This window comes from Aeromonas sp. 75A (assembly GCF_051919425.1).
Taxonomy (GTDB): Bacteria; Pseudomonadota; Gammaproteobacteria; order Enterobacterales; family Aeromonadaceae; genus Aeromonas; species Aeromonas veronii.
Genome location: NZ_JBQBES010000002.1, coordinates 2,801,258 through 2,824,253 on the forward strand (window position 1 = coordinate 2,801,258; position 22,996 = coordinate 2,824,253).

At 58.7% G+C, this 22,996-nt stretch carries 22 protein-coding genes and 1 pseudogene; 5 read left to right on the plus strand and 18 right to left on the minus strand.

Annotated elements, in window-relative coordinates:
* Both ACTG2T_RS13195 and cysC read left to right on the plus strand, forming a co-directional pair.
* Positions 1 to 1,725, plus strand: coding sequence for an SLC13 family permease (locus ACTG2T_RS13195; RefSeq protein ID WP_319919670.1), 1,725 nt, complete (start codon positions 1 to 3; stop codon positions 1,723 to 1,725).
* 138 nt (positions 1,726 to 1,863) lie between these two features.
* A complete protein-coding gene (gene cysC / locus ACTG2T_RS13200; protein ID WP_330125327.1) occupies positions 1,864 to 2,454 on the plus strand; it encodes an adenylyl-sulfate kinase in 591 nt (196 codons plus the stop codon).
* Between the two features lie 452 nt (positions 2,455 to 2,906).
* On the opposite strand, the gene ACTG2T_RS13205 is transcribed toward cysC, so the two are convergent.
* The 12 genes and pseudogenes from ACTG2T_RS13205 to ACTG2T_RS13260 form a co-directional block, all read right to left on the minus strand.
* Entirely contained in the window at positions 2,907 to 3,437 is a 531-nt protein-coding gene (locus tag ACTG2T_RS13205) for a hypothetical protein (RefSeq protein ID WP_330125328.1), read from the minus strand.
* Positions 3,438 to 3,763: 326 nt separating this feature from the next.
* Complete coding sequence (locus ACTG2T_RS13210; RefSeq protein ID WP_439973791.1) at positions 3,764 to 4,339, minus strand: hypothetical protein; 576 nt, start codon at positions 4,337 to 4,339, stop codon at positions 3,764 to 3,766.
* Positions 4,340 to 4,354: 15 nt separating this feature from the next.
* A complete protein-coding gene (locus ACTG2T_RS13215; RefSeq protein ID WP_330125330.1) occupies positions 4,355 to 4,603 on the minus strand; it encodes a hypothetical protein in 249 nt (82 codons plus the stop codon).
* A gap of 278 nt (positions 4,604 to 4,881) precedes the next feature.
* Entirely contained in the window at positions 4,882 to 6,513 is a 1,632-nt protein-coding gene (locus ACTG2T_RS13220) for a methyl-accepting chemotaxis protein (RefSeq protein WP_330125331.1), read from the minus strand.
* Between the two features lie 275 nt (positions 6,514 to 6,788).
* Positions 6,789 to 7,650: pseudogene (locus tag ACTG2T_RS13225) on the minus strand (TIGR03899 family protein).
* 104 nt (positions 7,651 to 7,754) lie between these two features.
* A complete protein-coding gene (locus tag ACTG2T_RS13230; RefSeq protein WP_026034852.1) occupies positions 7,755 to 8,228 on the minus strand; it encodes a DUF3299 domain-containing protein in 474 nt (157 codons plus the stop codon).
* Positions 8,229 to 8,260: 32 nt separating this feature from the next.
* Positions 8,261 to 9,508, minus strand: a complete 1,248-nt coding sequence (locus ACTG2T_RS13235; RefSeq protein ID WP_005354695.1) for an ABC transporter permease — start codon at positions 9,506 to 9,508, stop codon at positions 8,261 to 8,263.
* Positions 9,502 to 10,191: an ABC transporter ATP-binding protein gene (locus ACTG2T_RS13240; protein ID WP_129503305.1), complete on the minus strand. Its 690-nt coding sequence runs from the start codon at positions 10,189 to 10,191 to the stop codon at positions 9,502 to 9,504. Before ACTG2T_RS13240 ends, ACTG2T_RS13235 begins: the two co-directional genes overlap by 7 nt.
* A 4-nt stretch (positions 10,192 to 10,195) precedes the next feature.
* Complete coding sequence (locus tag ACTG2T_RS13245; protein WP_330125333.1) at positions 10,196 to 10,774, minus strand: DUF2796 domain-containing protein; 579 nt, start codon at positions 10,772 to 10,774, stop codon at positions 10,196 to 10,198.
* Between the two features lie 31 nt (positions 10,775 to 10,805).
* Complete coding sequence (locus ACTG2T_RS13250) at positions 10,806 to 11,105, minus strand: hypothetical protein (protein WP_330125334.1); 300 nt, start codon at positions 11,103 to 11,105, stop codon at positions 10,806 to 10,808.
* A gap of 44 nt (positions 11,106 to 11,149) precedes the next feature.
* Positions 11,150 to 11,692, minus strand: coding sequence for a YtfJ family protein (locus tag ACTG2T_RS13255; protein WP_005335681.1), 543 nt, complete (start codon positions 11,690 to 11,692; stop codon positions 11,150 to 11,152).
* A 220-nt stretch (positions 11,693 to 11,912) separates the two neighbouring features.
* Positions 11,913 to 12,803 carry a hypothetical protein gene (locus tag ACTG2T_RS13260; protein ID WP_047439570.1) on the minus strand — a complete coding sequence of 297 codons (891 nt, stop codon included), beginning with the start codon at positions 12,801 to 12,803 and terminating at the stop codon, positions 11,913 to 11,915.
* A 139-nt stretch (positions 12,804 to 12,942) separates the two neighbouring features.
* Between ACTG2T_RS13260 and ACTG2T_RS13265 the strand changes: the two genes are divergently transcribed.
* Complete coding sequence (locus ACTG2T_RS13265) at positions 12,943 to 13,290, plus strand: hypothetical protein (protein ID WP_076492509.1); 348 nt, start codon at positions 12,943 to 12,945, stop codon at positions 13,288 to 13,290.
* Between the two features lie 26 nt (positions 13,291 to 13,316).
* Here ACTG2T_RS13265 and ppa read toward each other — a convergent pair whose 3' ends face one another.
* The 3 genes from ppa to ACTG2T_RS13280 all read right to left on the minus strand — a co-directional run bounded on the left by ppa (position 13,317) and on the right by ACTG2T_RS13280 (position 16,635).
* Positions 13,317 to 13,847 carry an inorganic diphosphatase gene (gene ppa, locus ACTG2T_RS13270; protein ID WP_005335667.1) on the minus strand — a complete coding sequence of 177 codons (531 nt, stop codon included), beginning with the start codon at positions 13,845 to 13,847 and terminating at the stop codon, positions 13,317 to 13,319.
* 216 nt (positions 13,848 to 14,063) lie between these two features.
* Entirely contained in the window at positions 14,064 to 15,644 is a 1,581-nt protein-coding gene (locus ACTG2T_RS13275; RefSeq protein WP_330125335.1) for a DUF3369 domain-containing protein, read from the minus strand.
* A gap of 109 nt (positions 15,645 to 15,753) precedes the next feature.
* Complete coding sequence (locus ACTG2T_RS13280; RefSeq protein ID WP_330125336.1) at positions 15,754 to 16,635, minus strand: LysR family transcriptional regulator; 882 nt, start codon at positions 16,633 to 16,635, stop codon at positions 15,754 to 15,756.
* A 158-nt stretch (positions 16,636 to 16,793) separates the two neighbouring features.
* Between ACTG2T_RS13280 and ACTG2T_RS13285 the strand changes: the two genes are divergently transcribed.
* Positions 16,794 to 17,180 (plus strand): DMT family transporter, encoded by a 387-nt coding sequence (locus tag ACTG2T_RS13285; protein WP_005335660.1) that lies wholly within the window; start codon positions 16,794 to 16,796, stop codon positions 17,178 to 17,180.
* Entirely contained in the window at positions 17,177 to 17,497 is a 321-nt protein-coding gene (locus ACTG2T_RS13290) for an SMR family transporter (protein WP_005335659.1), read from the plus strand. Before ACTG2T_RS13285 ends, ACTG2T_RS13290 begins: the two co-directional genes overlap by 4 nt.
* A 78-nt stretch (positions 17,498 to 17,575) precedes the next feature.
* Here the strand turns inward: ACTG2T_RS13290 and gloA2 are convergent, their stop codons facing one another.
* From gloA2 to hrpB, 3 genes are all read right to left on the minus strand, one after another.
* Entirely contained in the window at positions 17,576 to 17,977 is a 402-nt protein-coding gene (gene gloA2, locus ACTG2T_RS13295) for an SMU1112c/YaeR family gloxylase I-like metalloprotein (RefSeq protein ID WP_139495604.1), read from the minus strand.
* A gap of 58 nt (positions 17,978 to 18,035) precedes the next feature.
* On the minus strand, positions 18,036 to 20,354 hold the full coding sequence (gene mrcB / locus ACTG2T_RS13300) for a penicillin-binding protein 1B (RefSeq protein ID WP_100652841.1): 2,319 nt from the start codon (positions 20,352 to 20,354) through the stop codon (positions 18,036 to 18,038).
* Between the two features lie 73 nt (positions 20,355 to 20,427).
* On the minus strand, positions 20,428 to 22,875 hold the full coding sequence (gene hrpB / locus ACTG2T_RS13305; RefSeq protein ID WP_330125337.1) for an ATP-dependent helicase HrpB: 2,448 nt from the start codon (positions 22,873 to 22,875) through the stop codon (positions 20,428 to 20,430).
* Positions 22,876 to 22,996 lie beyond the last annotated feature (121 nt).

Consider the following 22,996-nt stretch of genomic DNA (forward strand, 5'->3'; position numbering starts at 1 on the left):
ATGACCTGGCAACAATTCCTGGTGCTGGGTCTGCTGGCTGCTCTCGTGGCCCTGCTGATCCAGGGCAAACTCCGCCCGGCGCTGCTCTTCTCGGGCGCCGTGCTCATCACCTACCTGAGCGGGTTGGCGGATATCAACGCCGTGGCTGCGGGCTACACCAACAGTGCCCTGCTGACGCTGGTGCTGTTGCTGCTGGTGTCGCTGGCGGTGGAGAAGACCCGCATCATGAGCTGGTTCGCCAATCTGGTGGGCACAGGTTCATTCAACAAGGTGCTGGTGAAGGTGTGGTTCTCCACCGCTTTCCTGTCGGCTTTCGTCAATAACACTGCCGTGGTGGCCTCCATGCTGGGAGCGGTCAAACGCAACCCTAACCATGCGCCATCGCGGCTGCTGCTGCCCATGTGCTTCGCGGCCACCTTTGGCGGGGTGCTGACCCTGATCGGCACCTCCACCAACCTGATCGTCAACAGCTTCCTCATCAAGATGGGGGCGCCGCCGCTCGGCATGTTCGACTTCTTTATGGTGGGGGCGGGTACTCTGCTGACCGGTCTGGTGGCCGTGCTGCTGTTTGCCCGTCACCTGCCGGTTCAGGATACCGAGATGAGCCGCGAATCCGGCTACTTTCTCGAAGCCAAGGTGGGCGCCGGTTCACCGCTGGCGGGGCGCAGCGTCAAGGAGAACGGCCTGCGTAGCCTGAAAAGCCTCTATCTGGCGGAAATCATTCGCGGCGAGCAGGTGATCTGCCCGGTGCAGCCGGAACACGAACTGCACGAAGGGGACGTGCTGCTGTTTTGCGGCGATGTGGAGAGCGTCGGCGTATTGCAGGAGATGAAAGGGCTGGATCTCTACGGTCAGCACCGCCTCAACGGCCAGCATCTGGTGGAGGTGATCGTCAGCCACAGCTCGCGGCTGGTGGGTCAGACCATCAAGGATGCCGAATTTCGCACCCACTTCGATGCGGTGGTGCTGGCGGTGCGCCGCGGCGAAACCCAGCTTACCGGCGGTCTCGGCCAGATTGAACTGCACGCCGGTGATACCCTGCTGCTAGCCCCCGGCCCCCAGTTTGCCCGTAACAAATCGCTGGGGCGGGAGTTTGTGGTGGTGAGCGGGCTGGAAGCCTCCACCCGTCTCGATGGCAAGCGCAGCGCTGCCGTGGTGCTGGGCTTTCTCGGGGTGTTGGCGCTCTCGGTATTCGATCTGGTGCCGCTGTTCAAGGGGTTGCTGCTGATGCTGGTGGCGCTGCTGCTCACCCGCATTCTGACCCTGGACGAGATCCGCCGCCGCTTCCCGCTGGATATCTGGCTGGTGGTGGGCGGGGCGCTGGCCATCGCCGATCAGCTCGAAAAGAGCGGACTGGCCAAGCTTATCGCCGACTGGCTGATGGGGGAGTTCAACGGTGCCAGCCCCATCATCGCCTTTATCGGTATCTATGTGTTTACGCTGGTGTTGACCGAGCTGATGAGCAACAACGCCGCCGCCGCGCTGGCCTTCCCCATGGGTTACCAGCTGGCGCTCAGCATGGATGTCTCGACCATGCCGTTTATTCTGGCGGTGCTGTTCGGGGCGAGCTCCAGCTTTATCCTGCCCTACGGCTACCAGACCAACCTGATGGTCTATGCAGCGGGCAACTACAAGATGCCGGACTACCTCAAGCTGGCCCTGCCGGTCTCGCTGGCCTATAGCCTCGGGGTGATTGTGATGGTGCCCCTGCTGTTTCCGTTTTAAGGCGTAAATGCCAATCAAGGCGTGTTGGATGAGCAATGCCATGGCATCAGCACGTTGTCGGCGGATAGTCCTAGGCGGCTCCCCGTGGTGCCGGACAGTTTCCGTTTTAAGGCGTGAGCGCCAATCAAGGAGTGTTGGATGAGCAATATCGTGTGGCACAAGCATGCCGTCGACAAACAGAGCCGGGCCGAATTGAAAGGGCAAAAACCGCTGGTGATCTGGTTTACCGGGCTCTCCGGGGCGGGCAAATCGACCCTGGCGGGGGCGCTGGAGCAGGCGCTGGCGGCACAAGGCAAGCACACCTATCTGCTGGATGGGGACAATGTGCGCCATGGCCTGTGCGGCGATCTCGGGTTCGATGATGCCGCGCGGCAGGAGAATATCCGCCGGGTCGGCGAGGTGGCAAAGCTGATGGTGGATGCGGGACTTATCGTGCTCACCGCCTTTATCTCGCCGTTTCGTGCCGAGAGGGCGCTGGTGCGCAGTCTCTTGGGTGAAGGGGAGTTTGTCGAGGTTTTTGTCGATGCGCCGCTCGCCGTCTGTGAGGAGCGCGACCCCAAGGGGCTCTATAAAAAGGCTCGGGCAGGGGAAATTCGCAACTTTACCGGTATCGATTCCGCCTATGAGGCGCCGGAGCAGCCGGAAATCCATCTGCTGAATGCCGGTAAATCGGTGGAGGCGCTGGTGGATGAGCTGCTGACCGCCCTGCGGCAGGGGAACTACCTGTAGTTGGATCGGAAGAATTTATCACAAGCACCCGGCAGCCGTTAAGTTGATCACCACTGGCGCTTATGGGCTGGCGGTAGCCACTATAAGCAAAACTTGGGTCATTATCGGAAAATCCATAAATCTAGCTTATAGTGGCACCGATGAGCCTTGAGCTGTTCCAAGGCGCCCGATAGCAACCCCGCAAGAGGATCTTCCGATCCTTGCTTATATCGCGGCGGGGTTATTCGCGATTGTCCGAATACGCTGCGCTATTCGAACCTACGGGCTGGTGGGGGAGCGACTGAGGTTGGTTGCCTATTCCGAGGATTGATATTAGATAGGGAGTTTGCCCATTTATTCGGTGTCTGCAATTTAATTGTGGTCATGATTTTCCCTGCCCTTATCTCACTCGTTATGTTAAATGTTGAATGATGAGTGTTATTTTTCTGGAAAATAACTTTGATGAATTAAAATTAAAAAAGGCCAGTTGCAATAATCCTGCTAGCTACAACCTCCAATCTTTTATATGTTGCATGTTTATGCCCTCTTAAAATCACCTGGTTGTTAATGTCATGTGTTATTGATGTGTTTATGCTGGTCATTGATATGTGAATGGATGCTGCCGTTATCAAGTGTGGTTTATATGACTTTATTATATTAACTACATGTTTAGCATTATTACCAAATGCAATGATATTTTTTACATGAGCAAGTTCATCACACAGCCTTACTATATTCCAAGTTTGGTTTAGATCACTAATTGACGCCTCTGTACGCCCTGTAATTTTTTTATATTCAACAAGAGGCCAAGCATTGTTGATATACAAATCACTTCTTGTCTTCGGTGTGGTTATGTGGGGGTTCATTGTTCTAAGAATATCTAGTAGTTTGTCAAGATTGCTGCCAGTTGTTCCTGCGCACGGTTTGTTACTCTTTAGCTCTTTCGAACCTGGACATGAAAATAAAAAACAAAAAGGTAATAATGGATTTTCCTTATAATTCATAATTTATCTATCCGATAGATGTTAATGCCATATTGTTCACTTTTAAGTCGAAAATTATGCGATACAATCGTTGAATCATAGTTGCGGGTGACAAGGTGTGGTCTGTCGCGTTCTTACCAACCTCCACACCGTATTCCTGTATACCACTTGATATTCCATAGTATCGCCTTGATACCATGGCTGACGTTGGAAAACTGCTTTCTAAGTCAAAGTTGTGAGCTTTCCTCTTTCTTGACATAAAGCCCATTAATAATGTCGCGATCACAGTAACCACCACCATTAATACCAAGGCTTGCTCAACTAGATGAGCTATTTTGAAATAGTTTTCAACTATTAGCGTCGGGAAGTTTAATTATATTTGTTATCATTATGCTGGATGGGTCGAAAATAAAAATTTTTGTATGTCCGGCATTATTTGATGCTGTTGTGTCAATTACACCTGCAATACCTTTGAATTCAGAAAAAAAACCAGCTTCAGATAGTTTTCGTAAATAATTGCAAGTGGATTCATAATCTGAAAACTCTTCATATTCGTAAAAATGACCAGCTAAACAATCAACGAAACCTTCGAATTTTATAAAAACCAAGTTGTCTTTTGGTTTTGATGTCAATAAATATGGGCTGGCGTAGTTTCTTGCATAGCTTTCAACCTCACTCCAGAATGAACAGCCAAGAGATAATTCATTATGTTCTTGTCCACGATATAGCTTGGTTGAGTTTATAAAAATAAAATTATTTTTTTTGTCGTTAAATTTTTGGCGTAAATATTCTCTAACCTTGGAAAGTAGTAATTCATTATCCGAAGTATTTGTATTCATGGAAACGTAAGGCCTTGATGGAGATGTTTGTTTGATATCCTTATCGGTGTTTTTGCTAAACAATTTCTTGAAGGAAAAAAGCATAAACTTATCTCAATTTTATTTAAAGGTGGTGTGTGGAATAATTGGGTAGTATACAGTTGTAAACCCAATGACTGAGAAGTTAAAGTAAAAAATTATCCTTAATAAATCATAGGGGAAATTTAATCGATAGCCTGTAAAGTTAAGGTGGTTACTATTCAGAGTAATGCACAGTATTGTGTTATTTTGTCGGGCAAGGCTACCGCCCCTGAATTTCAGCCTCCAGCTTGCTGCTTTTACCTGAGATTTGGCACTGGCTTGGCTCATGGCTGACTCCTGCGAGAGGTTGCCAAGCGGCTATGTTACCGAACGGAGCTGTGTTGAAAAGCACAAGCGGGCGGTTTTCTGAGCAAGATCAAGAAATTACTCAGTAATGGGGTTAAATGTGGTTGCTCAACCGCTTGGGCCCATCAGCGCAGAGGGAAATCGGACAGTGAAGCGAGAGTGTCAAAGCGGGAGTACCGCCATCTTGCTGGCGGGCATTAAAAAACCCTATGAGCCCAAAGGCCCATAGGGTTTGTCTGCGGTGATTGTTTGGGTAGTGGTTATCTGGCTTGGCGAACCGGCACGGCGCGGGTGGTGGCCACTTCGTAGCGGCTTTGGCTTGCCGGAGCCCCTTTCTGGAACTGGCGTACCAGCCGGTCGAGATCGCTTAACTGGTTGACCAGCTGGGTGATGCCGTGCACGGCGTGCTGGCTGCCGACGCTGGAGTCATCGGCCAGGGTCTTGATGCTGAGCACGTTGCGGTTGATCTCGGCGGTGACGTGGAACTGCTCCTGTACCGCTTGGGCAATCTGGCCGCTGCCGGAGGCCACCTGCTGCAGCATATTGTTGATCTGCTGGAGAATGGTGCCGGTCGCCGAGGCTTTCTGCTGGCAGCTCTCGGAGAGTTGGCAGCCCTTCTCCATCGCCTGTTCTGCATCCCCGGCGCTGGTTTGCAGCTCGGTGATCATCTTCTGGATTTCGCTGGTCGAGGATTGGGTCTTGATGGCGAGCGAGCGGATCTCGTCAGCCACTACCGAGAAACCGCGACCCGCTTCGCCAGCCCGGGCCGCTTCGATGGCGGCATTGAGGGCCAGCAGGTTGGTCTGGTTGGCGATGTTGTTGATCACATCGAGGATGCCGTCGATATCGCGGCAGTGGCCGACCAGCGCACTGATCACGCTCTTGGAGGTGGTCAGCTCGCTGTTCATGCCTGCCACGGCAGCCACGGTTTCGGCCACGCTACTGTTGCCGCTCTTGAACAGCACGGCCGTTTCATCCAGCAGGCTGGAGGAGTCTGTCGAACTTTGCGACACCTCGCGAATGGATTCCGACATCTCGGTCACGGCAGTGGCTACCTGATTGGTTTCGGCCTGCTGCTGTTGCAGGTTGTCGGTGATGGATTCGGCGTTGCGCAGATCCCCCTCGGCGGCCTGCAGGATCTTGCTGCAAGTCTGTTGGGTGCGGGCCAGCACGGCGTTGAACTCGGCCTGATTCATCACCATCGAGAGTTCGATGGCGGCGATATTGTCCACCTTGTTGGTGTAGAGCAGTTGCATCAGCGGGTTGTCAAAGCGGCTGCGGGCCATCTTGTTGAGCTTGCCGAGGCGGCGGGAGAGGGCATTCAGGGTGATGGCCGCTATCGCCAGCGGCAGGGCGACCAGCGCCAGTTGCCAGTTCATATTGTGGCCCAGTGCAAACATGACGAGCAGGCTCAGCAGCAGACAGAGGTTGATGGTCAGGGTATGGGAGAAGGTGGGCAGCTTGAGCGCCAGCGGCAGCTTGTTGTTGCGAAGGTCGGCATAGACCTTCTCGGCCCGCTGTTTGATCTCCTCGCTCGGGGCGGTGCGCACCGACTGATACTCCACCACCCGGCCGCTGGCATCCTTGATGGGGGTGACAAAGGCGCTGACCCAGTAGTGATCGCCACTCTTGCAGCGGTTCTTCACCGGCCCCATCCAGCTCTTGCCTTCGCGGATATGGTTCCACAGATCGGCAAAGGCCTGTTTCGGCATGTCAGGATGACGTACCAGATTGTGGTGTTCCCCCACCAGCTCGTCGAGCTGGAAGCCTGCTATCTCGCAGAACTCATCGTTGGCGTAGGTGATGCGGCTCTCCAGATCCGTGGTGGAGATCAGGCTCTGGTGGTCTGGATAGAGACGTTCTCTTTGGGTAACCGGTTGATTGATTCTCATGGCCTTACTCCCGAGCTGTGATGGTTAGATTTTGATCTACATCAAGACATCTGCAAGGGGTGGGCCAGTTGGCAAAAGCTAATGATTGATATGTTATTAGTGCCGTTTTGGCAGGAAAAGAACGTTGCTGTTTGCAATATGCAACGGAGCAGACGGGTGTGCCTCTGCGGCATCTGCAATTTGCAACCTATTCTGGTCAAGCCCATAAGCTTGGAGCCAGCAGCTGGATGCGAAGGAACCACGAACCGACGGGGCATCCGCTGCCCCGCCAGAGATCAGGGGAGAGGGTCGGGAGCGGGTGAGGAGGGGGCGCTGACGAGCTGCATCACTTCAATCTGGATCCCCTGCACCAGCACGGTTTTCAGATCCTGCAGATACTCCTCCAGCGGTGACTCTTGCAGCAGCTGGGCAAGCTCGTTGCCCACCGGGGTGAGGCGGTAGTAGAGCAGGGTGATGTTGTTCTGCTTGCACTGCAGCCGCCAGCGCTGGTTGCCGAACTCCAGCTCGACCCCATCGGCGGGCAGCGGGCCGGATTCCAGCTCCGCGCGATGCAGCAGCCCCAGCTCGAACAGTTGCAGCAGGGCGTTGTAGGGGAGGCGATATTTGCCAAGGCCAAGGCGGGTTGCCTTGGCACGACTCAGCAAACTGGCCCCCTTGTGCAGCCCCAGCAGCAGTCGCTGCTCGTCGCTGCCGGTGTAGTGGCAAGTCAGTGAACAGATGCGCTGGAACAGCTGGGCCTCGCGCTGGGTCATCTCTTTGAGGGTGGCGAGCGCCCGAATGGAGAAGCGGCCCGGCGTGGCGACTTCCAGCGCGAAGATCCGCCCCCACAGCTGCTGCATCGGCACCATGCTGATATCTTCCGCCAGTTGCAGAAAGCGGGTCAGCCAGTCGCTGTCCATCTCGCCGCCAGCCGCGGTCTCTTCGCAGTGGCGGGAGGCCATCACCATGATGGCTTCCAGATTGCGCTGGCGGGCAGCCTGATCCGCCAGATGGCGAAAGGTGGCGCGCTGTTCGAAGGTGCTGTCGGTATTGCGGATGAGCATGCCGTCGATGCCGCGACTGCGGGCCAGACGCAGGGTCTGCTCCTGGCTGCTCAGGATCGAACTCTCTTTTTTCGGGGGGGGGGAGGTCTGCCATGCTGACTCCATTCGCACAGGTTCTGGAGCTGAATGTTACTCCAACCGGGATGCCAAGATAACAAAGCGGCCTCCGTGGAGGCCGCTTTTTTTGCAACGGGAGAATTACTCCTCGTAGACGCTCACCTCGACCGCTTCCATCGAGTAGGAGGCGGTGGCCATCTCGTGGCTGGAGCTGACCGTGCGCATCTTGCCCTTCACCCAGATGGCATCCCACAGATCATCCACCGGCGCACCCTTGGGGTAGCTCACATAGATCACCTGATTGGTGGGGGGCGGCGGCACATGGATGCAGGCGCCGAAGTAGGGCACCAGCAGGAAGGCGGTGATCTTCTTGGCATCCCCTTCCAGTGGCACCACGAAGCCCGGAATGCGCACATCCTGGTTGTCCAGCTTCTTGTTCACCCCGCCCACCGGTTGCGGCACCGACATGGGATCTTCGTGATTGACCTGGGGCGGTGGCAGCAGTTTTTCCCCTTCCGGGATGAGCACATCCCAGTCGATGGTCTTGTAATCGGCGGCCAAGGCGGGCAGCACCAGCAGGCTGGCGAGCAGCGCCACAATTTTCCACTTCATCATCTGTCCTTCTGTTTCTATTTTTGGGCGTCTCGCTAGACGCGAATGCTCATGCCATCGCTCAGGCTGTAGCGGTAAGCGCGGGCAGCAGGGAGCAGGCCGATCACCATGCCTGCCAGCCAGACTACCCCCAGCAACTGCCACTCGTAGGTGCTCGGCAGCCCCAGACTCAGTTGCAGGCCATAGTGGCTGAGCAGCCAGGGCGAGGCAAGCCCCTGCCCCAGATAGAGCACGGCGACCCCGAGGGCGATGCCGACCGTGGTCAGCGCCATTGCCTCCAGCGCCAGCAGCAGGAACAGGTGGGCAGGGCCCGCGCCGAGGGATCGCAAGATGGCGAGCTCCCGGCGCCGCTCGTTAAGCCCCGCCAGCAAGGTAGTCAGCATGCCGATAAGGCCCGCCACCACCACGAAACCGGCGATGACCGACAGCGCGGTTTCCGCCACGCTCATCAGGCTCCACAGCTCCTGCAGGGCGGCCCCCGGCAGGATCGCCATCAGCGGCTCCTTGGGATAGGTGTTGACGCTACGTTGCAGCTGGAACGCCAGAATCCGGTTGCTCAGTCCCACCATAAAGGCGGTGATGGTTTTCGGGGTGAGATCCTGCGCCAGCGCCTGCTCCGGCGTCACGTTCTTGCTGTGACGGCCGGTATCCCAACCGAGATGGATCGCCTCTATCCCCGCCAGCGGCACATGGATGGTGCGATCGATGGGCGTACCGGTCGGCGCCAGAATACCCACCACCTTGAACGGCAGATTGTCGTGCTGGCTGAACGAGGTGTTGCCAGCGCCGTGGGCGATGACGATGGATTGGTCGAGGTGATAGCCGAGCTTCTCAGCCACCTGGGCGCCGAGTACCGCTTCAAACGGCGTCTCGAACGGCCGACCTTCCCGCAGTTGCAGCGACTGTTGCTGACCGTACTTCAGGTGGGTGAAGTAGTCGCCATTGGTGCCGAGCACCCGAAATCCCTTGTGGGAGTCACCAAGGGAAAGCGGGATGGTCCAGGCGACGCCCGGTTTCTGTTTGATGGCCTGATAGGAGTCCCACCCCACGTTGTTGGTGGGGTTGCCGATGCGAAACACCGAGTAGAGCAGCAGGTTCACCTGACCGGAGCGGGCGCCAACGATGAGATCGGTCCCCGAGACGGTGTTGGAGAAACTTTCGCGGGCCTGGGTGCGCACCCGCTCCACTCCGAGCAGCAGGGTGACGCTGATGGCGACGGCCAGCAGGGTAAGCCCGGCGGTGAGGCGGCGGGCCCAGAGACTTTGCAGGGCTAGCTTTAGCATGATGCCCTCCGGTTGAGCTGTTGCAGGTTTTCGACCCGCGGGAACAGGGGTTCGAGATAAGGGTCGTGGCTGACGAAGATCAGGGTCGAGCCCTGCTTGTCGCACTCCTCGAACAACAGCTTGATAAAGGCCGCCCGGTTGTCGGTGTCGAGGGCCGAGGTGGGCTCGTCGGCAATCACCAGCGGTGGCGAGCCGATCAGCGCCCGTGCGGCAGCAACCCGCTGCTGCTGGCCGATGCTGAGGGCGTGCACTGGGCGATGCAGTGCGTCATCCGGCAGTTGCAGCTCCGCCAGCAGACGGCGCGCCTCCTGCTCCGGACTCCCTTGCAGGCGGGCCCGTTTGGCGGGCGAGAAGGTGAGGGCAGCAGTCACGTTGTCCTGCACCGAGAGAAAAGGCAGCAGATTGAACTGCTGGAAGATATAACCCAGATTGGCCGCCCGGAAGTGGTCACGGGCACGGCCAGAGAGCCGGGCCAATGGTTGGCCCAGCACCTCCAGGGTGCCGTGGTTGGCGGTCTGGATCCCGGCCAGCAACCCGAGCAGGGTCGACTTGCCGGAGCCCGACGGGCCCTTGATAAAGACCCGCTCACCCTCGCGGATGGTGAGGGCGGGCAGATCGAGTACAGCGTCGCCACTTGGCCAGGCAAAGGCCAGATCGCGGATCTCAACCACGGCTTTTTTCATGGCGTTACCAGCTCAGCTTGTTGGCGGACGGGGTCAGCTCGCCCGCGGTCTGGCCGGTGGGCAGGATGCCCTGCACGCTCAGCTTCTCAAGGCTCGGATAGACGCTGAACAGGGTCGCCTCAAGGCCGGTCAGTTTGGCCGGCGTGGCGCAAGTGTAGGTGTACATGGCGCCCATATCGGCGTGACCCGCTTCGTCATGATCATGGTGGTCTTCATGTTTGTCGCTGGCAGCCTTGTCATGGTCATGGTCGTGATCATGCTCTGCTTTGGTGGCTTGCAGCTCCTGCTGGGTCAGTTTGCAGCCAGCCGCCGGGTCGAAGCGAAACAGGGTGTCAGGTTGCTGGAGGCGGGCGACCGCCTTGGCGTATTGCGCCTTCTCTTCATCGCTCTTGGCGGCGTGTTCGAAGCCCACCAGATCGGCAGCAGGGGCCTGCAGCTCGATCATTAGCTGGTCGCCATCGACCACCAGATTGAGGTGGCCGTGGCCATGCTCGTGGGCGCCATGGCTGTGGCTCTCGTGTTCGTCGTGATTTGCGTGTGCGCCAAAGGCCGCAGCGGCCAGCAACAGAGTAACTGCTTTCATCTTTAATCCTTTTTCAAAACAAATAGCGAAATTAAACAAAGGGATAGAGAAAAGCAGAGGCGGGCGGCGCACGGATGGCATAGCTGTGAAGCGTGGTTGTATCCGCCGAGCATTGCATGATTGCAACTGCGGGCAGAACAGAGGTCGAACCGGGGAAACAATAGGGGGTAGCGGTGATGACCTGTTTGCCATCCAGATGGAGGGCGCAGACCAGGCAGTGATGGTCGTCGTGGCCGGGCAGGGCAGATTCAAACTGGTGCCGGGCAAGGGCAGGCTGCAGCCATAACCAGCCCAGCAGCAAGATCCAGATTTTCAGCTTGATACGACCCATAGACCCTTATGGAAAGGGCGCCATCAGCGCCCTTTCTCTCTGACTTAGAGATGGGACTTGATGAGCCCCATCACGGTAGCAATGTTGTTGGCATCGAGCTGGCCATCTTTGGCAAACAGCACCTTGCCCTCTTTATCCAGCAGGATGATCGCCGAGCTTTCCGGCGTCAGATCCCAGGCGTTGCGCGCCATGCCCTTGGCATCCAGCACCATGGCGGACCAGGGGAACTCTTTCTTGCTGTCCTCGGCACTGCTCTTCACGAAGCCGGAGGTGCCCCAGATGGCGTCATTGCTGTTGATGACGGTAACGGTCTGGTACTTGTCTTGCGGCAACTTGGCGGCCTTGATCGCCTCGATCATCGGGGCGTTCAGCTCCTTGGCACTGGAGCGACCGGCAATATGCTGGATCAGGAACACCTTGCCGGTGAGCGAGGTGCTCTGCCACGGCTGGTAACCGATCTCCTTGCCATTCAGTACCAGCTCACCCTTGTCGCTGACATTGACCAGCGGCACTGGGTTGCCATCCTTGAAGTTGTGAGCAAAGACCAGAGATGGCAGCAGCGCCAAAGTAAGTACGAGATGTTTCATCCTGATGACACTCCATTTGTTATGTTATAACGAGTTTCGGATTGAGGGAATGGGCGAGCTTCATCCTAAACTGATCGGATCTGTTTAAAAAGTGTTAAATAAGATCGCAATTCAGAAGCGTCGGCGCCCCGCCAGTCAGGTGGTTGGCTGGCAAGGGCGGCTAGGATGGCATGACATCGATAAAAATCAATGAATTGGCTGCTGGTCTGAGCTGTCTGCGTCAGTAGAGCGACTCGCTGATGAGGGGGATCTTGGCCATGGTCATCTGTTGGGCCAGCAGGGACGAGCCGGTCAGCAACACATGGCGCTGATTGTTGATCACCACCACATCACCGGGTACGCCACTGTCTGCCGTAATGGCCAGCCAGGCAGGGGAGACGCTGCCGATGCTGATATCCGGATAGATGATGCTGAGCACATATTGCGGCGCCAGCTCTGCCAGCAGGCTGGCCATCAAGAGCGCCTTCTCGTCGCTGTCGGCCTTGTTATCCTGCAGCGCCTGCAGCGGCGGCGCGAAGTGATCCAGCTGCTCCGGCTGGGTGGGGATGGCGTTCAGCCACTCCTGCAGCAGGCTGACGCTGGTGGCTAGATCCTTGGCCGCAAATTGCTGCGCCAGCGGCTTGAGATGCCCCTTGAAGTGGTAGAAGAGCTGGGAGTAATCGGGTCGCACGCAAGGCAGTTTGCGATTGGCCGGATGGACGCAGGGGATCACCCTCATCTGGTAGAAGGCATCCTCCTGATACTGCTGGTAGGCTTGCCAGAACAGCATCGACTCCATGCTGTCGTCCCGCAGGGTGAAGGCCTGCTCCAGATTGCGAAACTTGGTAGCGGTCTCTGGGCTGCTCTGATTGATCAGGTTGATGCTGTTGTAGAGCCGCGGGCTGATGTAGGCGTAGAGGGTCTCCAGCGGATTGGTGAGGGAAGCCTTCAGCAGGCTCATCTCGTGGCGACTGGCGGCCATCACCTGATCGTCGGTGGTCAGCTGGAAGTGCTTGCGCTGGCCATCGGTGGATTGCCACTGCCAGCTCATGTTGATTTCGCTGGCGTTGCTTGTGGCGCCAAGGGTGGTGCTGAGAGTGAGGCTGAGCAACAGCGCGGGGGTCAGCTTCATGTTGGTGCTTCCTGCCGTGGACGATAATTAACAACTAGGTGAGCCGGCACCACTTTGGTGATGTTTCGTTTTGTGATCTGGATAACAGATTGATGTGACTTTTAATTTAATTGTGAAATTAAGTCACTCTGGAGGGGTTATGAAGCCTTGGATCATAGTGCTGTTTGGGCTGCTCAGCCTGCCAGCCATGGCGGGTCAGGTGATCGTCAACAAGGGGATGTCCATTGCGGATACCTTTGCCCTGCGCGATCAGTTGGCGCGCGAACACGAATGGCAGGAGTGGCTGCGCTACCAGCAGGCTATCAAGTGGCTGGAGGTATTGCCGGTCAACTGCGAGCTGATGAGCCAGCCGGGCGGTGGCTATCGCTGTGGCGGTGATTACTATCGTCCCTACCAGAAAGATGGTCGTGAAATATACATTCAGGGCAATCCTGCCGGAGATGCGGCAGGTCAGCTGCCGCAAACACCGACAAAAAAGGCGCCATAAGGCGCCTTTTTTATTCCGGGTGACGCTTACTTGGCAGCGTAACGCTCGGCAGAGGTCTTGATCTCGGCTTCGGCAGCGGCCTTGTCGCCCCAACCTTCCACCTTGACCCATTTGCCCGCTTCCAGCTCTTTGTAGCGCTCGAAGAAGTGCTGGATCTGGGCTTTCAGCAGTTCCGGCAGATCGTTCACATCCTGGATGTGGTCGTACTGCTTGGTCAGCTTGGAGTGCGGTACGGCAACGATCTTGGCATCTTCGCCAGATTCGTCGGTCATCTTCAGCACGCCAACCGGACGGCAGCGAATGACGGAGCCGGCCAGCAGCGGGTAGGGGGTCGGAACCAGTACGTCGACGGGGTCACCATCCAGAGAGAGAGTCGCGTTCACGTAGCCGTAGTTGCACGGATAGAACATCGGGGTAGACATGAATCGATCGACGAAAATAGCACCGCTGTCCTTGTCGACTTCGTATTTGATCGGGTCGGCATTCTGCGGGATTTCGATGATGACATAGATATCGTCGGGCAGGCTCTTGCCGGCCGGTACCAGGTTCAGGCTCATGATAATTCCTTCGTTGTTAGTATCAGGTTTGCAGGCCGATATTATAGCGATGTGATGTTAAATGACCATATTTCAGCGGCTATCGCTAACAAAGAAGGGGGATGTTTCCGCTTTGCGGCGCTTTGATGTGTGCGGGATGCAACAAAACGGCTGTTTTGATGCCCTGCCGGTGAGCAAGGTCACCGGCAGAGCATGTGGAGTTGCGAGCAAAGGGGGTCAGAGCGAGTAGGGGAGTCTCGACTCGTTGACCAGTCGCGACAGGGCTGTCACTACATGAGGGTCAAACTGGGTGCCGGAGCGGGACTGGATATACTCCATGGTCTGCGCCAGCGTCCAGGGCTCCTTGTAGGGGCGCTTGCTGAGCAGGGCATCGAATACATCGACTACCGCCACAATCCTCGCCGACAGCGGGATCTGCTGGCCAGTCAGCTGCTGAGGGTAGCCCTTGCCATCGAAGTGCTCGTGGTGGCCCCGGGCGATTTCGGCGCCGAGAGAGAGGTAGCTGGTTCCCTCCACCATTTCGCCCGCCTTGTGCAGGATATTGGCGCCGATACCGGCGTGCTGCTCCATGATGGCCCGCTCTTCCGGGTCGAAACGGCCGGGTTTGTGCAGGATATGATCCGGGGTGCCCACCTTGCCCACATCGTGCAGGATGGAGGCCATGCCGATCATCTCGACAAACTCCGGGGTTAGCTGCTCGGGATAGGCTGCCATTTGCTTCAATTCGGCCACGATGGCATCCGAGAGCTTCTGCACCCGCAAGACATGCTCGCCGGTATCGGAGTCGCGAAACTCCGCCAGCGCCGCCAGCGCCACCACGGTGGCCTCTTGGGCGCGCAGCAACTGGTTGTAGAGATAGAGGTTGTCGTAGGCTGCCGAGATGCGCTGGCAGAAGACATCCAGCAGGTCGCACTCGAGGGGATCGAGGGGCTGGGTCGGGGTAAAACTCAACACGAACTCGCGACCATTCTGGGCGGCGATATAGAGGGAGTCCTGCGGGTGTTCAAAGCGGTTGCAGCGCGCCGCCAGTGCCTTCAGGACCGAGTCATTGAGGGTGGGAAAGTCGGTGATCTTGCCATCATCCAGCAGAGTCTCGTAGTCGCCGGTGGCGGCGAGGATCTCCAGCCCCTGTTCGCCGGGACGGCGCTCGGCGCAGATGGCCCCTTCGGTGCCCACATCGAGAATGGCGCTGATCTGTTTCAGCACGCCGGAGGCAAACTCCTTGAGTGAATGAAGATGGTAGAGATCGCCTGCCCCTTCCAGAATTTTTCCGAGCCCCTGCCGGCTCTTGTCGATGGCACTGAGGGTTTCGTATGAGCGCAGGGATGCGATGACAGTGGTGTAGAGTTTTTGTACCGTCAGCTCGGTCTTTGTCTTGTAGTCATTGATGTCGTAATCGAGGATCACCCGCTGCTCGGGGGCTTGGCCGGGTTGGCCGGTACGCAGCACGATCCGCACCAGCGAGTTGTGCATTTCGTTGCGGATCCGGTGCACCAGCCGCAGACCTGCGTCTTCGGTCTCCATCACCACATCGAGCAGGATCAGTGCAATCCTGGGATTGGCCTCCAGCATGCGGCCAGCTTCGGCGCCGCTGTAGGCATTGAGCAGCTCTAGCGGGCGGGATTTGTAGTGAATGTTGGAGAGGGCCAGGCGGGTGGCATGATGGATATCCGGCTCATCATCCACGATCAGCACTTGCCATGGGTTGAGTGCCTTGGGGACCACGACCTCCTCATCATCGAGTTCGATGATGTCGTCGTCCAGCAAGATATCGTCCTTGTCTTGGGCACTGCTCATATCGGTTACGCCTCCGGCGCTCAATGAGTATGTGAACAGTATGCACGATCACATCCTCTCGGATCATCAGGATAAGTAGATATCGTGAGCTGGCTCCGCCTCTTTATCGCTACTCGAAAGGTTCCAGATACCCCTGGATAGACTTCTTCAACCAGGCCAACACCTTGCCGTGATAGGCGTTTTCCGCCAGATAGACCCCGTAATCCCGCCACTGCAGGCTGAACTTGTGTTTCAGGGTCAGCAGGGAGCCTTGTCGCAACTGGCTCTGGATCAGTGGCGAGGGGAGCACTGCCCAGCCCAGCCCGTCCAGCACCGCATTGCGCATCAACTCGAAGCTGGAGAGACCGATATGCTGCCCTCCCACAGGTAGCAGGCTTTTTACAGAAAATTCATCTACATACGAGAGGGTAACCTGGGTGTGATCGGTCAGATCCTGCTGTTTGACCCGCTTCAGTCCGGCCAGCGGATGGCTGGGTGCCACCACCATCAGGGTGCGGATCGGGTTGAGCACGTCGATATTGAGGCCGCTGCGCTCCTGATCTTCGGTAATAAGGCCAAAGGCGGCATCGACGAATCCCTCTTCCACCAGCGCCGGCAGTTCAGGCGGAGAGGCGAGCACCAGCGAGATACTGGTGCCAGGAAACTGATTGTGCAGGCTGGCCAGCATCTCGCGCCACACCGGCTCGGGAATGGCGTCATCGCGGGCAACCCGCAGCGCCACTTCGGCCCCAGAGGCGTAATGTTTGCACTTCTGCTGCAGGCTGTTGGCTGCCTGCAGCAGGCGAGTGCAATCATCAAGCACCAGCTCGCCGATCTCGGTCAGGCGACTCTGATTGGCGCCTCGTTCAAAAAGTTCGACGCCAAGCTCAACTTCCAGCGCCGCGATGGCGGTGCTGACGGCGCTGCGGCTTTTGCCGAGGCGACGGGCAGTGTTGGCAATAGAGCCTCTATTGGCGGACTCTACAAAGAGTTCTATCTGATATAGCTTCATGTTTTACAGGCTATGGCGGAGTTTTTCACTATCACCTTAGCGTGTCGAACCAAGGCAAGGCAAACCTGTGGCGTCGGAATAATCGACGCTGAGCGATTGTCGCGAGTTGCTTCTCCCCGTTTACCATCTCTCCCGTCGAAGCAACAAAGGCATCTTATATGTTATTAAGTCGTATGTTTCTGGCCCGGCTGTTTTTGACCGGCGCCATCGTGACCGAGGTCGCCGGTACCTCCAGCATGGCCATGATCCCCGAGCAGGGAGCTGGCTGGATGAATTACATCCCGATGTGGCTGTTGATCGGCTTCTCGTACTGGTTGCTGGCGAAAGCCGCCAAAACAATCTCCATTGGTATTGCGTTTGCGCTCTGGGAGGGGCTCGGGATCACCTTGATCACCATAGTGTCGGTCATGTTCCTTGGTTACGATGTGACCGTTCAGGAGCTGATTGGCCTGGCTCTCGCGATAGTGGGGATTGTTATGGTGACCATGGGGGAGACCCATGATGAGCCTGCAGACAAGTCAGTAGAAGCGGAGGCCACAGCATGAGTCCGTTTGTGATTGTATTGGGTGCCGCACTGATCGATATCGGCGCCAACATGGCCATCAACCGCTCCAAGGGTTTTCGTTACAAGGGGTGGGGCTTCCTGGGGATCATGCTGGTACTCGGCGCCTTTACCCTGCTCTCGGAAGCGGTAAGTGGCGGCCAGATTGACCTGGCTGTTGCCTACGCCACCTGGGGGGCTATCGGCATCGTCGGTACGGCGCTGGGCGGTTTGCTCTTCTTTGGTGAGCGGCTCAAGCCCATCGGTTGGGCTGGCATGATGGTGATGGCGCTGGCTGTCGTTATGCTGACTACCGCCTGATAACCTGAAGCAATAAGAAAAGCCGCCCGGTCGCAACCGGGCGGCTTTTGTTTGGCTGATTGCTTGGTAAATGCAGGCTCAGCGCGGCGCTTCGTAGAGTTCCAGCGGCAGACCATCGGGGTCGGCGAAGAAGGTAAAGCGCTTGCCGGTCAGCTCGTCCACTCGCACCGGCTCTACCTCGACCCGATGGGCCTGCAGGTGGGCGATGACCCGGTCAAGATCGCTGACCCGAAAGGCAAGATGGCGCAGGCCGCACGCCTCGGGGCGGGAGGGGCGCTCGGGAGGCGAGGGGAAGCTGAACAGCTCCAGCTGGCTGCCGTCCGGCAGGGCCAGATCCAGTTTCCACGATTGGCGCGCTTCGCGCAGAGTCTCGGCGATGATGGGCAGCCCCAGCACCTCGTGGTAGAAGTGGCGCGAGCGTGGGTAATCGCTGGCGATGATGGCCACATGGTGGATGGCGTCAAACAGCGGAAAGGTCATGGTGTTTCCTTGTCAGCAGCATAGTGAACGGGCAGCCTGTGCTGCCCGTGTCGTTGATCTAGTTGAAGAAACCGCCGAACCAGTCATCCAGCGCACTGCGCGGCGTCGCACTGCTGGCGCAACCGGCCGGGGAGCCCATGGTGGAGGCTTTGGCCGGCACCTGCAGGCTGCCCGGGCAGTCGCTGGCGACGCGGGTGCCGCTGGCGCGGGAGAAGTTGGCCCAGGTGACCCCTTCCGGCATCTTCAATCCCAGACTGTTGACGCCGCGCTGGCTCATGTAGCCGCTAAAGAGCTGCAAGGCACCGCTGGCACCGGTCAAACCCGCCGGGGTGTTGTCGTCGCGACCGACCCAGATACTGACCAGTTCGTTGTTGTCCATCCCGGCAAACCAGGAGTCGCGCAGCTCGTTGGTGGTGCCTGTCTTGGCCGCCATGGTGGCGCCCGGGAACTTGGCACTGAGCGCGCGGGCCGTGCCCTGACTCACCGTCTTGGTCATGGCGAACAGGGTCAGCCAGCTTGCTTGCTGGTCGGTGACCCGCTTGGCGGTCTGATCATGCTGATAGAGCAGGCTGCCATCCCCGTTGACTACGGCGCGAATGGCCGACAGCGGCTGGGTCAGTCCCTGATTGGCGATGGGCAGATACATCTGGTTCACCTCCAGCGGGGAGAGGGCCACTGCCCCCAGCACCAGCGACGGATAGGGCTGGATCTCCTGCTGGACTCCCAGCTTGTGCAGGGTGTCGACTACCTTCTCCAGCCCGACTTGCAGACCCAGATTGACGGTCGGTACGTTGAGGGAGCTGGCCAATGCATCCATCAGCGGCACGCTCTGGCGGAACTTGCGATCGTAGTTTTGCGGCGTCCAGACCTGACCATCCTGACCGCGAATGCGGATCGGCTGATCTTTGAGCGGGGTCGCCAGGGTAAGACCGTTGGATAGACCGGTGAGGTAGACTGCCGGTTTCACCAGCGAGCCGATCTGGCGGCGGGCATCGAGCGCCCGGTTGAACCCGGCGTAGCGGGGATCGCGGCCACCCACCAGCGCGACCACTTCGCCCTTGTGCCAGTCGGAGACCACCATGGCCGCCTCCAGCTTCTTCTTGCCGCGCAGCTTCTCGATATCGGCGAGGCCCGATTCGACCGCCCGCTCGGCCGCGTGCTGGGCGATGGGGTCGAGACTGGTGAAGATCTTGAGGCCGGACTGCTTGAGCAGATCGGCGCCGAAGCGGCTCTGGATCTCCCGTTTGAGCAGCCCCATAAAGGCCGGGGTGCGACCATAACTCATCTGGCCGCGAGCGATGATGCCGAGGGGCTGACGGCTGGCCAGTTCATACTCGGCCTGGGTCAGGCTGCCGTGATCCATCAGCAGCTTCAGCACCAGATCACGGCGGGTCTTGGCCCGCTCCGGGAAGCGCCATGGGTCGTAATAGGAGGGGCCTTTCACCAGACCGACCAGCAGGGCGACCTGATCGATATCCAGCTCGTTGACCGGAATGCCGAAGTAGAAGTAGGAGGCGAGGCCGAAACCGTAGACCCCTTGCGAGAAGTTTTGCCCCAGATAGACCTCGTTGAGGTAGGACTCCAGGATCTCGTCCTTGCTGTAGCGATAGTCGATCAGCACCGCCATGTAGGCTTCCTGCAGTTTTCGCCACAGGCTGCGTTCACGGGTCAGGAAGAAGTTCTTGGCCAGCTGCTGGGTCAGGGTACTGCCCCCCTGCACGGTACGACCCGCGATCAGGTTGGCGAACATGGCGCGCATGATGGCCACCGGCGAGACGCCACCATGCTGGTAGAAGTCGCGATCTTCGGTGGTGAGCAGGGTCACCAGCAGGCTGTCGGGCACTTCGGCGATACGCACCAGCAGGCGATCTTCCCGATCTTCGGTATTGAGGCGATCGAGCAGCACCGGGTCCATCTGGGCGTAACCGAGCTGGCGCTGGTTCTCCAGCGACTGGATCCCCTCAAGGCGCGGGCCGTTGAAGGTGAGGCGCAGGCCGCGGGCTCCATCGGCGCCATCATAGAACTCGAAAGGACGGCGAATCAACTCGATGCGGTTGCCGTTGATGGTGTATTCACCCGGCGTGTGAGGCTGGCGCACCTGCTTGTAACTCAGCATGTTGAGCTCGCGCAGCATCTGGTCCCGCGACAGGCGCTGGCTGGGGTAGAGCTCCAGCGGGCGGCTGTAGACCATCACCGGCAGCTGCCACTTCTCGCCATCGAAGCGCTCGCGCACCTTGGTATCGAGGTAGATGCCAAACACCACCATAAAGGCCGCCACCACCAGGGAGAGCTTGAAGCCAAGCCAGAACAGCTTGCGCCAGATGGTGCGTTTGGGCGCTGCCTTCTTGGGGGCACGCTTGCGTCGTTGGGTTGCCATAAATCCTCTTTGCTTTCCTTTCTACTTGTTATGTCGCATTCGCGAACGTTCGAGCGGGATTAACCCATCGAACCTAGATGCCCATCTTCTTTTTGGTGACTTTGGTCGGCATCGCTTCCAGCGGATTATCCGGCCAGTAGTGGCGGGGATAGCGCCCCTTCATCTCTTTTTTCACCTGCTCGTAGGATCCAGCCCAGAAGGCAGCCAGATCGGCGGTGATCTGCAGCGGTCGCTGGGCGGGGGAGAGCAGCTCTACCACCAGCGGCACCCTGCCATCTGCCACGCAGGGGGTCGAACCTTGACCGAACATCTCCTGAATGCGCACCGGGATTACCGGTGCCTGCCCGGGCTGATAGCGGATCCGCACCCGGCTGCCGGTGGGCGCTGCAAAGTGGCTCGGCAGCGCCTCGTCCAGCCGCTTGGGCTGCGGCCAGGGCAGGGATTGGCGCAGGATGTCGCCGAGGTTGAGCTTTTTCAACTGCTCAAGCCGGGTCATGCCGCTCACCGCTGGCAGCAGCCACTGTTCGAGGGTGGCCAGCAGGCTCTCGTCATCCATGGCTGGCCACCCCTCATCGGGCAGCCAGTCGCGGGCACAGCGTAGACGGGCCAGCAGCCCTTCGCTGCTCTCGTCCCACGGCAGCACATGCAGCCCCTTGCGGCGAATGCCTTGCAGCAGGCAGCGCCCTTTCTGCTCGTCAGAGAGTTCGGTCAGCGGTCGCTGGCTCAGCACCAGCTCGCCGATCACCTGCTGGCGTTCGGCGCGCACCCGCTCTTCACGTTCATCCCAGTCGAACCACTGCCGTTCGCTCACCAGTTCCGGCAGCAGGCGTACCAGCTCGTCCAGATCGACCGGTTCGGCGATAAAGATGCGGCTGCCGCGATCGTTCTGCCCCATCTCAATGGCGATGAGGGCGGCTTGTCCCTGACAGGGATGACCTTCTACCAGATCGCAGCTCACCCCACCACTGAGTTGATAGCGACTGCCGCTACGCAGTTTGCCGATGCGATCCGGCCAGGCGAGGGCACAGATCAGCCCCAGCCACTGACCCTGTGCATTGGCAGGGCGCACGCCAAGCCGTTCAAACCAGCGGGCCGCGCTCTGGCGCAGAGCGTTTTGACGGCGGTGGAACAGCACAGAGAGGCGCTCCGATCCTCGCAGATCTTCTTCCTGCAACGCCACCAGATAAGCGGCATCGGCGACAATCCCTGTCAGACCTTCAGCTTCCAGCTCGCGGGCGCGCAGCAGCATGCGGGCGAGCCGAGGGTGGGTACCGAAGGCCGCCATGGCGCGGCCAGCGGCAGTGAGTTGTTGCTCACCCTCCGGCTTCATGGCGCCAAGATCCACCAGCAGCCGCTGGGCGCTGGCCACCGCAGCGGCGGGGGGCATGTCCAGCAGCGGCAGATCTTCCACCTTTGCCCCCCACTGGGCGGCATCCAGCAGCAGGCCGGTCAGCTCCTGAGTGAGGATATCTGGCGGGCTCTGCTCGGCGAGCCGCTCCTGCACCTCGCTGCTCCAGAGCCGGTAGCAGACGCCGGGGCCGAGACGACCGGCGCGGCCTGCCCGCTGGATGGCGGAGGCTTTGGCGATGGGGCGGGTCTCCAGTCGGGTGACACCGCTTTTCAGATCATAGGAAGCCCGTCGTTCCAGCCCGCTATCGATCACCACCGAAATCCCCTCAATAGTGAGGGAGGTCTCCGCCACATTGGTGGTAAGCACCAGCTTACGGCGGCCCGCAGGCGCCGGTTCGATGGCCGCCTGCTGGGCTGCCATATCGAGGCGGCCGTAGAGGGGGGCGAAGGTCACGTCGTCCGGCAGTTTGTCTGCCAACCATTGCGCCAACCGCTCGATCTCCCCCTGTCCCGGCAGAAAGACCAGCAGGCTGCCATCTTGATCGGCCAGCGCCTCGAGTACCACGGTTCCGACTTGTGGCTCCAGCCACTGCTGGCGATTGGCGGGGCGGTAGTGGTAATCGATAGGGAAACCACGCCCCTCGGAGCGAACCACAGGAGCATCCGGCAGCAAGGTCTCGAGTGCCATGCCATCCAGGGTTGCGGACATCACCAGGAGCTTGAGGTCATCGCGCAATCCCTGCTGGCTCTCGATAGCGAAGGCCAGCGCGGTATCGGCGTGCAGACTGCGTTCGTGGAACTCATCGAAGATGACCAGCGAGACGCCATTCAGCTCAGGGTCTTGCTGCAACATCCGGGTCAGCACCCCTTCGGTGACGATCTCTAGCCGGGTCGCTGAGCTGGTGCGGCTCTCGCCACGCACTCGCAGGCCGATGCGCTCGCCCACCTTCTCCCCCAGCTGGCGCGCCAGAAAGCTGGCGATATTGCGCGCCGCGAGGCGCCTTGGCTCCAGCATGATGATGCGGCCGGGCAGCCGGTTCTGACGCACCAGCTCCAGCGGCAGCAGGGTCGATTTGCCTGCGCCGGGGGGCGCCTGCAGGATCACGCTGGTGTGGCTGTCGAGGGCGGCAAAGAGTTCGGGCAATACCGAAACGATGGGGAGCTGGGACAAAGCGATGAGCACCTTCTGTAGCAACCGGTAAAACGGCGCCTATTCTGCCACAGCCGCCCGCGCCACCGTGAGTGGATGTGCGGATATGGCCACTCGGGCGGGAGGGTGGCGAGACATGGCC

Coding starts and splice junctions, on each gene's coding strand:
- ACTG2T_RS13195 (WP_319919670.1), top strand. CDS start 1: ATGACCTGGCAACAATTCCTGGTGCTGGGTCTGCTGGCTGCTCTCGTG.
- cysC (WP_330125327.1), top strand. CDS start 1,864: ATGAGCAATATCGTGTGGCACAAGCATGCCGTCGACAAACAGAGCCGG.
- ACTG2T_RS13205 (WP_330125328.1), bottom strand. CDS start 3,437: ATGAATTATAAGGAAAATCCATTATTACCTTTTTGTTTTTTATTTTCA.
- ACTG2T_RS13210 (WP_439973791.1), bottom strand. CDS start 4,339: ATGCTTTTTTCCTTCAAGAAATTGTTTAGCAAAAACACCGATAAGGAT.
- ACTG2T_RS13215 (WP_330125330.1), bottom strand. CDS start 4,603: ATGAGCCAAGCCAGTGCCAAATCTCAGGTAAAAGCAGCAAGCTGGAGG.
- ACTG2T_RS13220 (WP_330125331.1), bottom strand. CDS start 6,513: ATGAGAATCAATCAACCGGTTACCCAAAGAGAACGTCTCTATCCAGAC.
- ACTG2T_RS13230 (WP_026034852.1), bottom strand. CDS start 8,228: ATGATGAAGTGGAAAATTGTGGCGCTGCTCGCCAGCCTGCTGGTGCTG.
- ACTG2T_RS13235 (WP_005354695.1), bottom strand. CDS start 9,508: ATGCTAAAGCTAGCCCTGCAAAGTCTCTGGGCCCGCCGCCTCACCGCC.
- ACTG2T_RS13240 (WP_129503305.1), bottom strand. CDS start 10,191: ATGAAAAAAGCCGTGGTTGAGATCCGCGATCTGGCCTTTGCCTGGCCA.
- ACTG2T_RS13245 (WP_330125333.1), bottom strand. CDS start 10,774: ATGAAAGCAGTTACTCTGTTGCTGGCCGCTGCGGCCTTTGGCGCACAC.
- ACTG2T_RS13250 (WP_330125334.1), bottom strand. CDS start 11,105: ATGGGTCGTATCAAGCTGAAAATCTGGATCTTGCTGCTGGGCTGGTTA.
- ACTG2T_RS13255 (WP_005335681.1), bottom strand. CDS start 11,692: ATGAAACATCTCGTACTTACTTTGGCGCTGCTGCCATCTCTGGTCTTT.
- ACTG2T_RS13260 (WP_047439570.1), bottom strand. CDS start 12,803: ATGAAGCTGACCCCCGCGCTGTTGCTCAGCCTCACTCTCAGCACCACC.
- ACTG2T_RS13265 (WP_076492509.1), top strand. CDS start 12,943: ATGAAGCCTTGGATCATAGTGCTGTTTGGGCTGCTCAGCCTGCCAGCC.
- ppa (WP_005335667.1), bottom strand. CDS start 13,847: ATGAGCCTGAACCTGGTACCGGCCGGCAAGAGCCTGCCCGACGATATC.
- ACTG2T_RS13275 (WP_330125335.1), bottom strand. CDS start 15,644: ATGAGCAGTGCCCAAGACAAGGACGATATCTTGCTGGACGACGACATC.
- ACTG2T_RS13280 (WP_330125336.1), bottom strand. CDS start 16,635: ATGAAGCTATATCAGATAGAACTCTTTGTAGAGTCCGCCAATAGAGGC.
- ACTG2T_RS13285 (WP_005335660.1), top strand. CDS start 16,794: ATGTTATTAAGTCGTATGTTTCTGGCCCGGCTGTTTTTGACCGGCGCC.
- ACTG2T_RS13290 (WP_005335659.1), top strand. CDS start 17,177: ATGAGTCCGTTTGTGATTGTATTGGGTGCCGCACTGATCGATATCGGC.
- gloA2 (WP_139495604.1), bottom strand. CDS start 17,977: ATGACCTTTCCGCTGTTTGACGCCATCCACCATGTGGCCATCATCGCC.
- mrcB (WP_100652841.1), bottom strand. CDS start 20,354: ATGGCAACCCAACGACGCAAGCGTGCCCCCAAGAAGGCAGCGCCCAAA.